This window comes from Belnapia sp. (assembly GCF_059504005.1).
In genome coordinates this window covers 1-13,746 of record NZ_JCACHU010000181.1, presented here as the reverse complement: position 1 = coordinate 13,746, position 13,746 = coordinate 1, and the positions used below count along the sequence as shown (strand labels likewise).

At 63.0% G+C, this 13,746-nt stretch carries 12 protein-coding genes and 1 pseudogene; 4 read left to right on the top strand and 9 right to left on the bottom strand.

What is annotated here, in order from left to right:
• Nucleotides 1-285: hypothetical protein (locus AC5JJ1_RS28450; protein WP_495788489.1), on the top strand; the 285-nt coding region annotated here is incomplete at its 5' end.
• A gap of 1,501 nt (nt 286-1,786) precedes the next feature.
• Here the strand turns inward: AC5JJ1_RS28450 and AC5JJ1_RS28445 are convergent.
• The 3 genes from AC5JJ1_RS28445 to AC5JJ1_RS28435 all read right to left on the bottom strand — a co-directional run bounded on the left by AC5JJ1_RS28445 (nt 1,787) and on the right by AC5JJ1_RS28435 (nt 5,946).
• Nucleotides 1,787-1,984: a hypothetical protein gene (locus tag AC5JJ1_RS28445; RefSeq protein WP_495788488.1), complete on the bottom strand. Its 198-nt coding sequence runs from the start codon at nt 1,982-1,984 to the stop codon at nt 1,787-1,789.
• A 673-nt stretch (nt 1,985-2,657) separates the two neighbouring features.
• Entirely contained in the window at nt 2,658-3,407 is a 750-nt protein-coding gene (locus tag AC5JJ1_RS28440; protein ID WP_495788487.1) for a hypothetical protein, read from the bottom strand.
• A gap of 736 nt (nt 3,408-4,143) precedes the next feature.
• The gene (locus AC5JJ1_RS28435) at nt 4,144-5,946 is read right to left on the bottom strand and encodes a transglycosylase domain-containing protein (RefSeq protein ID WP_495788486.1); all 1,803 of its coding nucleotides are present in this window, start codon (nt 5,944-5,946) and stop codon (nt 4,144-4,146) included.
• Nucleotides 5,947-6,196: 250 nt separating this feature from the next.
• Here AC5JJ1_RS28435 and AC5JJ1_RS28430 point away from each other — a divergent pair, with 250 nt between their 5' ends.
• A complete protein-coding gene (locus tag AC5JJ1_RS28430; protein ID WP_495788485.1) occupies nt 6,197-6,586 on the top strand; it encodes a nuclear transport factor 2 family protein in 390 nt (129 codons plus the stop codon).
• A gap of 283 nt (nt 6,587-6,869) precedes the next feature.
• Here the strand turns inward: AC5JJ1_RS28430 and AC5JJ1_RS28425 are convergent, their stop codons facing one another.
• Entirely contained in the window at nt 6,870-7,322 is a 453-nt protein-coding gene (locus tag AC5JJ1_RS28425; protein ID WP_495788484.1) for a response regulator, read from the bottom strand.
• 368 nt (nt 7,323-7,690) lie between these two features.
• Nucleotides 7,691-8,680 carry an NAD(P)H-dependent flavin oxidoreductase gene (locus tag AC5JJ1_RS28420; RefSeq protein WP_495788483.1) on the bottom strand — a complete coding sequence of 330 codons (990 nt, stop codon included), beginning with the start codon at nt 8,678-8,680 and terminating at the stop codon, nt 7,691-7,693.
• Between the two features lie 155 nt (nt 8,681-8,835).
• Here AC5JJ1_RS28420 and AC5JJ1_RS28415 point away from each other — a divergent pair, with 155 nt between their 5' ends.
• Entirely contained in the window at nt 8,836-9,897 is a 1,062-nt protein-coding gene (locus tag AC5JJ1_RS28415; protein ID WP_495788482.1) for a hypothetical protein, read from the top strand.
• Nucleotides 9,894-10,157 carry a hypothetical protein gene (locus tag AC5JJ1_RS28410; RefSeq protein WP_495788481.1) on the top strand — a complete coding sequence of 88 codons (264 nt, stop codon included), beginning with the start codon at nt 9,894-9,896 and terminating at the stop codon, nt 10,155-10,157. The genes AC5JJ1_RS28415 and AC5JJ1_RS28410 overlap by 4 nt, the downstream gene beginning before the upstream one ends.
• A gap of 137 nt (nt 10,158-10,294) precedes the next feature.
• On the opposite strand, the gene AC5JJ1_RS28405 is transcribed toward AC5JJ1_RS28410, so the two are convergent.
• The 4 genes and pseudogenes from AC5JJ1_RS28405 to AC5JJ1_RS28390 all read right to left on the bottom strand — a co-directional run.
• Complete coding sequence (locus AC5JJ1_RS28405; protein WP_495788480.1) at nt 10,295-10,426, bottom strand: hypothetical protein; 132 nt, start codon at nt 10,424-10,426, stop codon at nt 10,295-10,297.
• 1,072 nt (nt 10,427-11,498) lie between these two features.
• Nucleotides 11,499-11,696, bottom strand: coding sequence for a hypothetical protein (locus tag AC5JJ1_RS28400; RefSeq protein WP_495788479.1), 198 nt, complete (start codon nt 11,694-11,696; stop codon nt 11,499-11,501).
• A gap of 544 nt (nt 11,697-12,240) precedes the next feature.
• Nucleotides 12,241-13,122 (bottom strand): tripartite tricarboxylate transporter substrate binding protein, encoded by an 882-nt coding sequence (locus AC5JJ1_RS28395; protein ID WP_495788478.1) that lies wholly within the window; start codon nt 13,120-13,122, stop codon nt 12,241-12,243.
• Between the two features lie 248 nt (nt 13,123-13,370).
• A pseudogene (locus AC5JJ1_RS28390) lies at nt 13,371-13,746 on the bottom strand (hypothetical protein); the annotation flags it as partial.

Sequence of the window (13,746 nt, the reverse complement as noted above, 5' to 3'; positions counted from 1 at the left end):
CAGGTGGGCCAAAATTCGTCAGCACACCCGGGCCAGAATCCGATAGCAAAGCCAGCGGTCCTCTTGTCGAGGCTTCCGATCCCACCACGGGCTTCGCTTGGCTGGACGATCACCGCCTCCACGCTCGCAGCCGAGCTAGGCCGCCATGGCCTGCGGGCAATCGAGTTCCCGGGCCGCGGGTCCATCCCCGACGAGAGCGACATGGTGAGCAGCATGAGCCTAATCGCCACAGGGCTGATGCCCATCGACAAGATGCCGGGGATGCGAGTCAGCGCAGCGACGTAGCCGCAACAGCCTTCCGCCATATGCCGGTGTCGCTCTACGCGCCAAGCGCAGAGTGGGCGTAGGGAAATGATGTTGGCTGGAAAGGTGGAGGTCGGCCTCATCCGCAGCAACCCGGAGCAGATTGCTTGTCAGAAGGTAAGTAGGTCCGTTGCCCGAGGTGAACTAAAGCTTCGGCCTGCCCGCCACATTCTCGGATGCTGCGGACACCCAGTTGGGCTATCGCTGACCGGTACTGGGGATGCGCTTGAGGAGGTCGATGGCCTCGGAGTCGCCTAACTGGGCCGCCAAGCGAAACCATTCCTCGGCGATCGACCAATCTAAGAATACAGGGTACTCAGCGTCCTGAGGCCCATCCGCACCCTTTGCCCAATCAAACGAAACTGCTCTCCCGACTTTTGTTGCGCAGGCCCCGTCGCCCGCCAGAGCCGCTTTGATTACCCGGTTGGAGCATTTTTGATAGGCTTGGTGAGCGAGGGTGTCTTTAGCGACCTTGAGCCCCCGCGGTGTCGTGGCAATCCATTCGATTAGCCCGAGCCCGCGAGCGTTCAAAGGTTTTACGAGCGCTGGCACACCGGGTATGAGCGCTTCCCACCAGCGCACCAGCCTCACGAAACTTTTGTGGTTGTCCAGGCGCCGCCCTGTAATCTCGCCCCACTCACCACGGCGGCGAACCACCTCGACCCGTATAGGCACCCAACCCTCTTTCCGCCAGGACGGATCGGCGGCCGCGTTGCGTACTGAGTAACTGAGGCTGCGGGTTCTTACTGAATGAGGCAAAGGGTTATCGGTGCAAGGGTGCTTTGGCCATGGAGGGCCGAGTTCGTCGAAAAAAACCTTTCCGCCCGATGGCGACTGATAGAAATAAACCACGGCACTGCACACTGGGCAGCGCGCATTCGGTGTCGTATAGCTTTCAAGCGTAGACCTGACACCCGGCCACGAGCCGATACCGTTCGGGATTATTTGATCATTAGAACCTCTCCCGCCCACACACCATCCGCATGAGCAGTTTTGGTAATGATTATACCCTGTCATCAGGCGGTTGCCTTTGGCCTAATGCTTTTGCCCGCGGTTGCCGGTCCTGGCTCTCTTGATAGTCCTGCCCTCGATTATGGCGCCTGAAAGCAACCCAAACCTAAATGCTTCCAGTCCATTTCTCGCAGCAGACGCTCGGCTCATAAACGCAACTTTGGTAGGCTCTCATCGCTGGTGAGAGGACCATCCTCCGTCGTGGCGGAAATGGTATCAACTGAGCGGAGCCGTTCCGTTGAATATTCACGAAGCGCGCGCTTAACCGCAACGCCTCGATTTTCTGTCTCAACCGGGAAAGCGCTAACATCGCCAGCCGGTTCGGAACAGGAGATTACAACTTTTGTCCAAACCATGCCGTGATCTCATTGAATAAAATGCAACGATTTGTTTTGAAGTGCTTCGCTTCCGCTTGTAGTCAGGACGAGCGACATCCTTCTGTGGAAGGACTGATGTACCCGCACCCACCGGTTCATGTCAACATCATAATGAATTCGGAACAGCGCAGCTTCCAATCTTCATGCGCTACCACGCGATCGTTCGGCGACCAGCCGCGCCAGACAGCCATCCCTTCGTCGCCGATTTCGCCGTCGAACCTGTTGCATTCGGCGACTTCGAGTTTGGAATGGAGAACCGTCCCGATGTCCGACTTCTTGCCCGGATCGATCAAGCCGACCACTGCATGGTTTACGTTGGATGTACGTCTTTGATGGTACTGCGGGCCGCTCGGGACCACTTGGGCCAGTTGTCGACTACGTCTGGTCGGCTAGAATTGGCTCGGTAAGCGGCGACGGGACTGGCTCAGCCGTCCAAAAGCAGGACGCCGATCTGGTCCCCACTATTCGCCCCTGCCGCCCCCCCCCCGCGCATAGCTCGGCTTTTAGGCGAAACGCCTTGCACGCCAGACACGTTGATACTCCTCAGTGCCAAGCATGACGACCTCGACATCGCTCGCATTCTCACCAGCTACGTCAGACCAAGCTTGGCGGAGCGCATTGATGAGTTTGTCTGACAGGACGGCGTTCGTCTTTAATACAACGTGAAGAGTGCCCTTGTGATCATGCAGTCGCGCGAGGTCCGATGAGACTGACATTGCAGCGACGGTATCTCCGAAGAGTCCCATCGCGTAGGCCCAGGCCATTTTGGTGCGGCTGTCCGTATCATCGGTAGCGTCGTCGTTCCGCGAGCACGGCGGGCGAAGCTCTGGTAGCGATATCCGATATTGCATGACCTATCCTTTAGGAAGCTGAGTTTGTTTGATGGAGAGGTGCAGTACGGAATGCCGACTCTGTTCGGTTTCGCCAATCACACCTCCCAAGCGGCCGGGAAGGGGCGCTGCCGATTCAAAACGGGCGCATGTCGCCGTATTTCTGCCCCCAACCTTCCCAAAACATCAGTTTGTCGAGCAACCGGCGCTCGACGAATGATCTCGGTACCAGCATGCGGTCGGCCATTGGTCCGTCGGTATGGGCAAGATATTCAGCGAACATGGCTGCTGCCTCCACGAAATCGGGACGCCTCTGTTCATCGTGGAGCGCACGAGCGCATGCGGCATGGAACGCGGCGTAGTCATGCTCGCCGTCCGCCGTGGTGTAGATGGACATGCTTGCGCGCCGCTTTGGGGTGGTGCCGTCTACCGCGTCTCGACACGAGTCCCTCATGCGCGCTGAGCGACTGGCCAGGGCATCCCAGATGAACACCTCGGCCGACGGCTTGGCAAACATCGCCAACTTGCTGGCCGCCGAGGTCTGGCGCGTGCCGCGGGCGTTGCAACCGCGCAGGACGTGGGCGAGCCTCTGGATACTTTCGACGGGTTCGAATGGCTCCTGCTCGCGCAGAGCGCACATTTGGGCAGCAACGTTTGCTTTATCCCAGATCACTCTGTTTGTTAGTTGGAATGTTGTCAGAAAGAGATGAGCTTCTTTCTCTGTAATGGGCTCCGATTGAAGGCGTCGAAACAGGGCAACCCAATACTGATCCGACGGCCGGGCGCCGACAGTCGCGCTCGCTCCTACGCACCATTTCTTCGCGTCGGCCAGGGCGCGCGCCAGGAGAAAATCTCGTGACGATAGCTTGTTCGAGCCGTCCATCATGCATCCTGCGATTGAAACTGGCCTGTTGTTTCTATCTCATAACGTAGCGGCTATCACAGGGCAAACGTTTTCATATGTTCGTGGTCGCTGTTGATGATGCAGCGGACCGTTCGGGATTATCCTGCTGATCGTTTAACCCAGGCCGTGACGCCACAGTACCGATGATTAGCGTCAAAATATTAGTTCAGGTGTCCCGAGCCCGATGGCAACAATTATGAAGTGGCGAGATCAGTTGAAGGAGAATTTGGCCAGCAGGCCTGAGGGTCGACCGGCGGCTTCGGCCAAATGTCAGCGATGATGATCCTGACATCCTCGCCAGCCCGACCCTAACCTCACCTCACCGCCCCCAGCCGCCTCTCAGAGGATCATCGTCAGGGTGATGGCCCGATCCGTTCATCATCGAGCATCAAGCCAGCATCGGCGCGTAGATTTCGACAATCGTAGCCCGTTGGTCAATGATGTTAGAACTGATGCTTGGAGCCCTGCCGGAGACGATGCCCGACATCATCGTCCTGAGGGCCAGGAGGCTATCTCGCGCAGCGGGTAAATAGCTTGCTCGACGATCAAGTTGAGCCTCACCCGCGAGGACACCTCCTTGCGCTGCCGCGAGATCGTCGGGCCGTCTCCGCTCTCATCTATGCGGCCGCGGCGGTGATAGCGCTCGCGGTGAACGGTCCGAACTTAGCAGCGGCATCTTGTTTACTACCGCCGAATGCATGCGCATGACGCTGGCGCTTTACACCCGGGCCGCCTCCATCATCACCGCCCGCCATATCCGGGCAGGCAGTCCTCCGCCCGAGACGCCGTGCATCGGTGTGGTGGCTGAGGGGTTCCCGAGCCACACACCCCCGACGTAACGCTCGGTGAAGCCGATGAACCATGCGTCCCTGTTCCCACTCGTGGTGCCGGTCTTGCCCGCCGCCCAGACACCGGGGTTTGCCGCCCTCCCGGTCCCGCCCTGGACCACCCCTGCCAGCATCCGCCGCATTGCCTCGACGTGCCGCGGCCGGATGACCGGCTGTCGAGAGTGCTCCACCTGAACATAGAGGCGCTGCCCTTCGTTGCCGCGGACCTCTCGGACGCAGTAGGGCGCGACCGGCCTGCCCCGGTTGGCCAAGGCCGCGTAGGCCGCCGTGAGGTCAAGCAGCGTTGTATCGTAGGTGCCCAGCGCGAGGTCGCCCGCCTCCCCGGAGAGGTCGGCCGTGATGCCGAGCCGCCGCGCAATGTCTCGCACCTCACCCAGGTGGCCGGACGCCAACCGCACGGCCGCGGTATTCGACGAGCGTGCGAGGGCCGCTTCGAGTGCCACCTCGCCGAGATAGCGGTCGTCAAAGTTCCGAACCGGTCGCCCGCCGACGCTGAGACGATCGTCACTCACCCGCTGCTGCGGGGTCAGACCGCGTTCGAGCGCGGCGAGATAGACGAATAGCTTGGCTACCGAGCCGGGCTGCCGCCGGGCTTGGGTGGCATGGTTCCACTCCTTGGCTCGGTAGTCTCGTCCGCCCACCATGGCGACGACCGCGCCGTCCGGGCGCATTACCACCACGGCACCCTCCTCGATATTCATCTGCTGGCCGTAGCGGCTCAATGCGTCACCCAGGTGTCTCTCGGCCGCCTTCTGAATGCGGGAGTCGAGCGTGGTCAGGATCGTGCGGGTGCCGGAGCGCTCTCCCGACACCGCGTCGGCCTCCGCCTCGATCCAGCGGGCGAACCAGCCGACTTGCATCCCGCCGGGATGAAAGCCGCCCCAGGCCGAACACGACGGTGCGACAGCGAGCCGCTGTTCCTTCGCGGTGTTGGCGTCGGTGCGTGTGAGGAGGCCCTGTTCGACCATCTGTTCGACGACGCGGAGCCCCCGGTCGCGCGCGAGGTCGGGGTTGCGATGCGGATTGAGGCGGTTCGGTGCGGGCAGCAGAGCGACGAGTACGGCCGCCTCCAAAACGGTTAGGTCACGTGCAGCCTTGGCGAAGTAGACCCGGGCCGCTGCCTCGATCCCGTAGGCGCTACCGCCGAAGTAGACGCGGTTGAGGTATACGAAGAGGATGTCCTCCTTGGTGAGGTTGAGTTCAAGAAGCGGCGCGAGCACCGGTTCGGCCAGCGCCTTACGCACCAGCACGTTCTCCCGCTTGAGATAGACTTCCTTGAGTGTCTGCTGGGTCAGCGTGCTACCGCCTTGCGTCCGCCCTGTGATGGTGGAGGCGATCGCCCGAGCGATGCCCCATGGGTCAATTCCAAAGTGCTCGTAGAAGCGCCGGTCCTCGCTGGCCACGAGGGCGTGGGGGAGTTGGACCGGCAGATGCCCGTACGGCACGGCAGGCGCGTAGTACGCACCGCGCGCAGCGACGAACTCCCCGCGAGCGCCGATAATGCGCACGCCCGGCTCCCGGTTGTCCACGACGAGTTTCTGCGGATTGGCGAGTTCCAGCGCCTCAGTGGGCGCGGGGGCAGAGGCGGCAACGGCGCTGAGGCCCACGAGCGCGAGGAGGTGTCGGCGTTTGAGGGGCGGCATCCCGTCGGCCGTTATCGGTGCGGTCTCCACGCGTGAACGCCTTCAAAAAAGGCCAGATGGCCGGGCAAAGGGCCAGCGGGCAGCATGCCGCCGAATTCCAAGCCGAGCTTGCAACAAGATGGTGAGGTCGCGGTGCGCCTATCGCGGGTTGGGCATCAAAGCCGTGGGTCCTGCTTGTTGCCGCGCTCATCAACAGCAGTATCGTTCCCACCGCAGCTTCCGAGTGGTGCGCCTACTTGCGCAGCCACATGATGCGGTAGCTCGCGTCCCGGAGGATAGAATGGCTTCGACCAAAGGACCGACGGTTGCCGTCTTGAAGGCCATCTTGGGCGCTTTCAACAGCCATGACGTGGATGCTGTGATGACGTTCTTTGCTGACGATTGCATGCTGGAAATGCCGCGCGGTCCGCATCCATGGGGCAACCGCCACCAGGGTTTCGCCGCTGTCCGGCAGGCGCTTCAATCGCGGTTCGACGGTATCCCGGATGTGCATTACGGGGACGACCAGCACTACGTGGCGGGTGACGCGGGTATATCGAAGTGGACCTTGCGCGGCACCACGGCCACGACCGGCAAGCCCATCGAGGTGCGTGGCTGCGACTTCTACGAGTTCCGCGACGGCAAGGTGGTGCGGAAAGACTCTTACTGGAAGATCGTCGATCCGAACTAGCCGATGTGCAGGTACGTGGTGCGGCTCGACATAGATGAGGTGAGGTCGAGGTCGCCAGACGGAGCCGTCAGGCCGCCCGATGCGGGGCACTACTCGGTACAAGGCGTGATTTGCTCTGGTCCTACCCAGATGCTCGTAGGGGCACCGTCGAAATCCACTTAGAACCAATTTTGCAATATCATCTCCGCAACGATGCACCGCAATCCGTCGAGAATGGTGAACGGCGGGTCCTGCACCTCCCTCGACGCCGCAAGCGCTCTACCAAGACGAGCAGCGCAGCCTTCTATGGCCCCCTCGGGCCGCTCAGGCCGAGGGCGGCAGCAACCACCTGCCCCAGCCACGCCAAGGGCGGCATCCGGGCCAGCGCTAAGGTAGGCATCAGGCGACGCACCGCTTGCCGCAGCGTCTCGGCCGCGAAAGGCTCGACGACATAATGCTCGCGCGGGCCGAGCAGATGTCCATCGAGCGCGTCGGGATGGCACGTCATGTAGACCACGCCCACCTCGGGCCAGCGCCGAAGCACCTCCGCCCCAAGCGCAAAGCCGTCTGTACCGGGACCGAGGTGGAGGCCGGTTACGACCACGGACGGCGGCCCGCTCGCGGCGGCGGCCTTTTCGATTGCAGCCAATGCAGCTTCGGTGGTGGCGGCTTCCTCGATCTGGAAGCCCGTCTCTTGTAGACCGCGTGCCACCGCTTCCCGGATCAGCGGCTTGTCCTCCACGACCAACACGTCCATCAGCCGTTCCCCCTGGCGCTCGCAAACCCAGGCCCGAATTCGCGGATCGCGGGTAATTGGGTGCGTAGATCGGCCCAACCGGCGAAGGGCACGAGAGTTCATTCGCGCGACAGGCGGGCCACCCCGGCAGTGGAAGGCGCCCTCCTTCTGGTGGGGCGGATACGCCAGAATGCGCATGACAGCTTCCCCTGGGATACTCTGCTGGGGTCTTTACCGGCGCTGGTCGGCATCGCACACGCGTCCTTGACCCCGGCGGCGGCTGCCTCAATGCACGCCTTGCGCCCTCCTTTGGGTTTCCCAAATGGTGCTCATGCCGTGTTCGGTTTTGGCGCCGTAGGAGCGACTGAGGCAGAGAGACGGTCGAACCCTTAGCGGCCCTCTACTCCGGTGCCCGTAGTGAGTTCTCGTACGACCTCAGCCGCCGCCTGCACCCTGGTCACCCCGCTGACCGACTCTCCGGCCCACAGCGCCATTGCTGCGATCGTCCCTGTCACCGTCCGATCCACAACCGCAGTGCCGAAGCGGAGGATCGGCATTGGCGTTCCGTCGAGCCGCACAGCCTCGCCAACCACATCGCCTTGGAACGCCTCCGCCGCGGTGATGCAGGACCGCAGAACGCGGTGCGGCGCGTCGGGCCAGCCTAGGTGAAAGGCTCCCGTGTACACGGTGTCCTCCGCCCGCGCGGCAATCAGGGCCGCCACATACTCTGGATGTGCCCCCGCCTCGTGGGTGGCCACGAAGCGGGTTCCCACCCGCACGCCGTCGGCGCCGACGGCCAGCGCAGCCGCTACAGCCTTTGCTGTGCCAATGCCACCTGCGGCCACCACCGGTATCCTGAGGGCTTCCAGCACATCCCCGAGCAACGGGAAGGTACCCACAGTGCCCCGAACGTGGCCACCTGCGCCGATCCCTTGAGCTACCACGAAGTCGCAGCCTGCCGCTTCTGCCGCGATGGCTTCCTCCCGCGAGCCTACCTGCCAAGCAGCCAAAGCCCCTCCTGCATGGACCATATCGACCAAACGAGGATCGGGCTCACCATAGAAGAATTCCACTACCCTCGCCGAGCGGGCGGCGATCTCAATGCAGTGGAGATCAAGCGGTGGTCGATTAGGTCCACCCCGGAGGTGTAGCGGGGAGACAATGAAGTTGACCCCAAACGGTTTGGAGGTTAGCCCATGCAGGCGGTCAAGCATCGTCGAGAGTGTTGCCGGGCTCAGCCCGCCGCGGGCAGTGCCCAGCATGCCGAGGCCGCCCGCCTCAGACACCGCTGCGGCCAACTCAGGCGGTGCCAACGAGCCCATTCCAGCTTGCTGGACTGGCACAGTGCAGCCAACCAGTTCAGTGAACCTTGTGGCCATGATGCTGCCTCCACTTAGCCCAGCGAGGCTGCTTCGCCACAGGCGTTACGGTCAACAGCGCTTTGGTGCTGCATGCCTTAGCTAGTCGTAGCGGCCTCGCAACAGCGTGACCTCGATTTCATTGCCAGATTTCGATTTTCGGCTACGCAAGATGCATGAGCAACGAAAGCGTCCAGGCACCGCGTGAACGTGCGCCTCTCCTCGGCATCTTCGGTGAAGCCCTTTCGACACGAATGGCGGCACTCATCCGGGCAAGACCACTCCTCATCGCGCGTCTGATCGTGGCTCCGCCCGAAGCCATTCACGCCATCGGCGCATATCTCTATCTCGCGCCCGAAGCTGCTCAATCGGATGCTGAGGTGGCTGAGGTCATCAACAGCACCGACCCGCGCAAGCTCCTGCGAGCCGCCCTGCCAGATTGCCCACGGCGTCTCTACAGGGCACTCGACAGTGCGGGCGACCGGGTATTGGGCAGGCGATTCTATGAACGGCTCGGCGCGGTTAGCCACGGCCCGTTCGCTGAGGCACTGCTCGACGGCGACCTGACCGAGGCGCGAATCGCTTACTACGAGGCATTGTCGAGGATGGACCCCGCGATCGCTGCATTGCGGGGTGCCGTCGGAGAAAACCGCTACATCATGGATAACCTAGACTGCGTGGTGGCCTTCCTCCGTGCCCATTCTGCGCTGCGCGATGAGGACATGCGGCTCCCGTCTGGGGCCAGGATGCCTGCGGTGGCAAGGCGTATCAGGACTGCACTTGCACGAATTGCAGCGCCCGACCCAGGTTTCGCCGCACCCGAACCTTTCCGCTTTGTCAGGACGACCGACGAACTCCAAAGAATTGCGACGAGCTTCCAAAACTGTGTGGCTCTGCCGGAGTGGGGAGCGGCGAAGTACCATGTGAATCTCGTGAACGGTTCAACTGTATTCCTCGTGTCCGACGACCCGCCATTGCTCGCCGCACTCCACCGCATAGCGGACGGACTGTGGCAGTTCGAGCAATGCGCCGGTCCAAAAAATGCCTCACCGCCGCCGGGCGTAAAGTCGGCACTGATCCGCCATCTTGTGGCGATTGGATTGAAGATTGTCGAAACCGACGCGCACTCGGCCCTGGCGCGGATCGAGCATGAAGCAAAGCGTGGGCGCGAAGGCGAGGTTGATTTGGAGGATGACATTGGCGATGAAGGTGACGAGGAGGACGAGATTGCCGCATGACGATGAAGCACAGTGAGTTCGTGATCGGCCAAGCATTTACTCCCGGCCACGGGCTGTGGCGCTGCACTGATGTTGGCACCCGCAGGGTGGTGGCAATCCGAATCGACTCAGCCGAGGTTGTGTCTGTGCTGGGCGGACGGGAGACAGCCAGCATCGTCGATCCGCGGCGTGATCCGAGTTGGCTCAACGGCCCGCCCTACGCGCTGGCCGAGACGATGTTCGATGAATACGACTTAACGGCGCTCCGGCCGGTCGCGTAGCGGGACGTGATGGGCTGGGAGCCTGAGCGGCGTCAGGACTGACCATTCCGGCGAGGTGTCACCCTTCGCAGATTTCCAAAGCGCGAACAATGCGGCGGTTAAGCGGTAAAGGCCACCGTCCGCCCTTATCGAGTGAGCTACTTCTTGCTGGCGGGCGCTACCGATTTGGTGGGCGGCTGGACAAACGACGACGCCATTGCTGGACCTTTCGCTTTGTCCTTCTTCGGCTTCTTGGCTTCGCGGCCACTGCGCTTCTGACCCTTGGCCATGTGCATTCTCCCGTATAGGGCTGCTTATCCGGATTGAGCCGCCGCTCGGTCCGTCACCCACGCGGGCCAAGCACCGCTAAACTCCGCTTCGTGGTTAGCGTCGCGCGCTTTACGCTGGCGGCCTCCGTTGGGAGTTGGCTGCGGTAAGGCTGCTTAGCCCAAGCAAAGCGACCCAGCCGAGATTCGTCCGCTCGACATCGGGCCGAATTCGGAGAGGTGGTCTCGGCGGGAGGGCTAAGGGTGATGCGGCAGCGCCGACCTGAGCGACCATGGGCACGCTGGCCTCGGTGTGCGATTGAGCGAGGGCCACGGTACAGTGAGAACTGGCGTAGAGGACCGCCACCCAGAGGCGCCCTCGCATGTTCGTCTCCCTCCCCAGTCTGATGCCGGGTATTCAGTAAATGCACCTGTGAGAATTTTGCTGCCGCCGAGGGGTATAACTTTCTCGCTCACGGCCGCGCTGGACATAGGCGCCGGAGTGGCTGGCCTAACCGCGGGGGCAAAACCGGTCACCGGCTGCCCGCCACCCCATCCTGTCGTTGACCCAATCCTCGGTGTCGCCCAGGAGCCCGCTGAATTGGGTTCGGGGCGGGTCATAGAGTTCGACCCGCTCCATCACCAAGCCATACAGGGAGTGCTGCTGCTGTTGAGTAGTGGCGCCGAGCCGGTCAGCCAGCATCTCGAACCACACTTCCTGCCGCCGGGGGTGAGGAAAGCATCCATATCGCCGCCACCATTCGGCAAACTCTCCCTCAACCGCAGTGCGCCACCCCAAGCGAACCGGCTCATCCCTCGCCTGTAACTCTCGCGCTGTGAAAGCAGGCGGCATTGGAACCGAATGACGCTGGTCGGGTCCAGGCTGGAAGGGGACGGGTGGTGGAAGCTGCCCCTGATATGGCTCCGGGGGTGGTGACCAAGGCTGGGCCGGGTATGGCTCGGCGCGTGGTCGTGCCGCCGGGGAACCGGCGATGGGCGGTAGCGTCTCGGTCGTCTGCGACCACGCCTGGGTACCAAGAAGGGCAACAAGAACGATCATGGGAAACCGTGTTTGCATGGCGCGCACCTCTATGCATCAACGCAGGTGCCGGGCCGCGGTCGCCGTTTTGATCGGGATGGAGCCAAGCGCGTGCAGCCGCCGTACATAAGCAGTCATGGAAGTCGGTTCGACGAAGTGCAGCATTGTGAAGGCTGCGGCCGAGGCTTCTTCGCGGCTGCCGCGTTGCACCTCTACGTCCATAACGGGAGGCATAACCCTGATGCGTAATTTCATGGCCGCGCTGCTCGCCGGGCTAGTTTCACTCAGCTTGACGGCATGCGGCACAAGCCCCGGCGGACGCGCCGTCTCGGGGGGCCTGCTTGGAGCGGGAGCGGGTGCTGGGGTAAGCGCCTTGACGGGTGGCAGCGTTGGAACAGGTGCGCTTGTTGGTGGTGGTGTGGGTGCCGCAGGCGGTGCTCTGACAGCACCCAGCCGCGGCAGCTACTACGGCGGTGGCGGCGGTTACTCGGGCGGCCGTGGGTATCGCGGTTACTAATCACAAGCGCGGTTCAGCCCTGGCGGTGGTCTCGGCTGGGCCGTTCTTTTTTTGACGACAGGCTGAGGTTGGTTCGGCGACGAAAGCTGTCGGATGCAGGCCGGGACGCGCGGAGCAGAAACGGGACGAAGTGCGAGGAGACGTGAGCGAAGGCCCTCTCGTACCCCCCCGCCGCAGCCACCCCCTTGGTAAAGGTCAGCCCCTCTCCCATTCTGCCCTCCCCTCTGACAGCCACGCGTCCTACTGCCACCCGCAGACGGTCCTAATCTCCACCTCATGGACCTACTCCATTCGCAACCCCAGCATGCGCACGATCTCCCGCTCCTCCTCGTATTGGCGTCGGGCCGCGGCTGCGTACTCCTCGGGGCCGAGATACAGGACCGGCATATCGTGCCGGTCCAGCACCGCGAGGTGCGTGGGGCCGAATAGCGCCTCCTTGAACGCGTCATGCAGCGCGCGCGCGACCTCCGGATCGAGACCGCGCGGCCCGGCGATGCCATATGGCGCCGGGACAACGAGGTCGATGCCCACCTCGCGCAGCGTGGGAACATCGGGGAATCGCTTGATGCGCTCGGCGCCGAAGGTCACCAGCAGGCGCAGCCGCCCGGCCTCGACCAGCGGCGCCCAGGTGCTCCCCTGCGCGCTGGCCTGCACCTGTCCTGCCAGGAGGGCTTGGAGGTCGTCGGTGGTGCCGCGGAAGGGGACATGGGTCCAGTTGATGCCACGGAGCCGGGCAATCCGCTCCATGGTCGCATGCAGCGGGCTACCCACGCCGGGCGAGCCGTAGTTGATCAGGCCGGGGTTGATCCAGGCATGGTCGAGGAGTTCGGGGAAGCTCTGCCACGGTGCGTCGGCACGCACCACCACACCGAAGGTGTAGCCTGTTACCTGAATGACCCAGGTGAAATCAGTCATCGGATCGAAAGGCGGGCGGGAGGACATATGTGGGATGCGGAACACGCCTGAGGGCGGCATCTGGGAGAGCAAGTAACCGTCTGGCCGCGCGTCCTTGAGCGCCAGCTTGAGCGCCAGTGCGCCAAGCGAGCCGGTCGCGCCGGGTCGGTTCTCGATGACGATTGGCTGGCCGAGACGCTGGGCCGCCAGTTCACACAAGACACGCATCTGCGTGTCAGTGGCGCCCCCTGGGGGCCAGGGCACGATCATGCGGATCGGGCGGTCGGGAAAGCGTCCCTGAGCCGGGCCGGACCGGGGTGCGGTTGTGGCGCCACCAGCCACCGCGAGCGCGACTCGTCGCGTGATCGGGGGTGTGGATCGGTCCATCATCTTCTCCCCGGCATGTGTAGCGGTCCTATGCGCCGCACTCTTTGTTCTGCGACTACTCCTCTGGGAGCCAGAGTGAACACCGCGAAGTGGACAAGGCCGGTGATTTCCCCAGCAGCCCAACACTGGGCCTAAGGTCGTGCCTCAAGGATCATGTTGAACGGCGTCTCAGTCGCGCGGCGGACGCTGCCGAACCCGCCAGCGGTGATCGCCTCCCGCAGCTTCGCCTCGCCCGCCTGAGCGCCGAACGCGGCACCCACCTCCTGCGCGAGCGAGGTCGGTACGCAGAGCATGGTCGAAGCCGCGTAAAAGAGGCGCCCGACCGGGTTTAGGTTGTCCTCAAGGCGATCACCCGCCATCGGCTCGACTACCATCCACGTACCGCCCGGCTTGAGCGATCGGCGAACCTGTGACGCCACCCCCGCCGGGTCCCCCATGTCGTGCAAACAGTCAAAAAAACTAGGTTGGCAAAGTTTGCTGCTGCACGGCGTTGATTGAGGGATCCTT

Excerpts from the sequence above, each read along its gene's own strand:
- AC5JJ1_RS28395 (WP_495788478.1), bottom strand. The coding sequence starts at position 13,122 with ATGATCGTGCCCTGGCCCCCAGGGGGCGCCACTGACACGCAGATGCGT.
- AC5JJ1_RS28415 (WP_495788482.1), top strand. The coding sequence starts at position 8,836 with ATGAGCAACGAAAGCGTCCAGGCACCGCGTGAACGTGCGCCTCTCCTC.
- AC5JJ1_RS28400 (WP_495788479.1), bottom strand. The coding sequence starts at position 11,696 with ATGAAATTACGCATCAGGGTTATGCCTCCCGTTATGGACGTAGAGGTG.
- AC5JJ1_RS28425 (WP_495788484.1), bottom strand. The coding sequence starts at position 7,322 with ATGGACGTGTTGGTCGTGGAGGACAAGCCGCTGATCCGGGAAGCGGTG.
- AC5JJ1_RS28440 (WP_495788487.1), bottom strand. The coding sequence starts at position 3,407 with ATGATGGACGGCTCGAACAAGCTATCGTCACGAGATTTTCTCCTGGCG.
- AC5JJ1_RS28420 (WP_495788483.1), bottom strand. The coding sequence starts at position 8,680 with ATGGCCACAAGGTTCACTGAACTGGTTGGCTGCACTGTGCCAGTCCAG.
- AC5JJ1_RS28405 (WP_495788480.1), bottom strand. The coding sequence starts at position 10,426 with ATGGCCAAGGGTCAGAAGCGCAGTGGCCGCGAAGCCAAGAAGCCGAAG.
- AC5JJ1_RS28430 (WP_495788485.1), top strand. The coding sequence starts at position 6,197 with ATGGCTTCGACCAAAGGACCGACGGTTGCCGTCTTGAAGGCCATCTTG.
- AC5JJ1_RS28410 (WP_495788481.1), top strand. The coding sequence starts at position 9,894 with ATGACGATGAAGCACAGTGAGTTCGTGATCGGCCAAGCATTTACTCCC.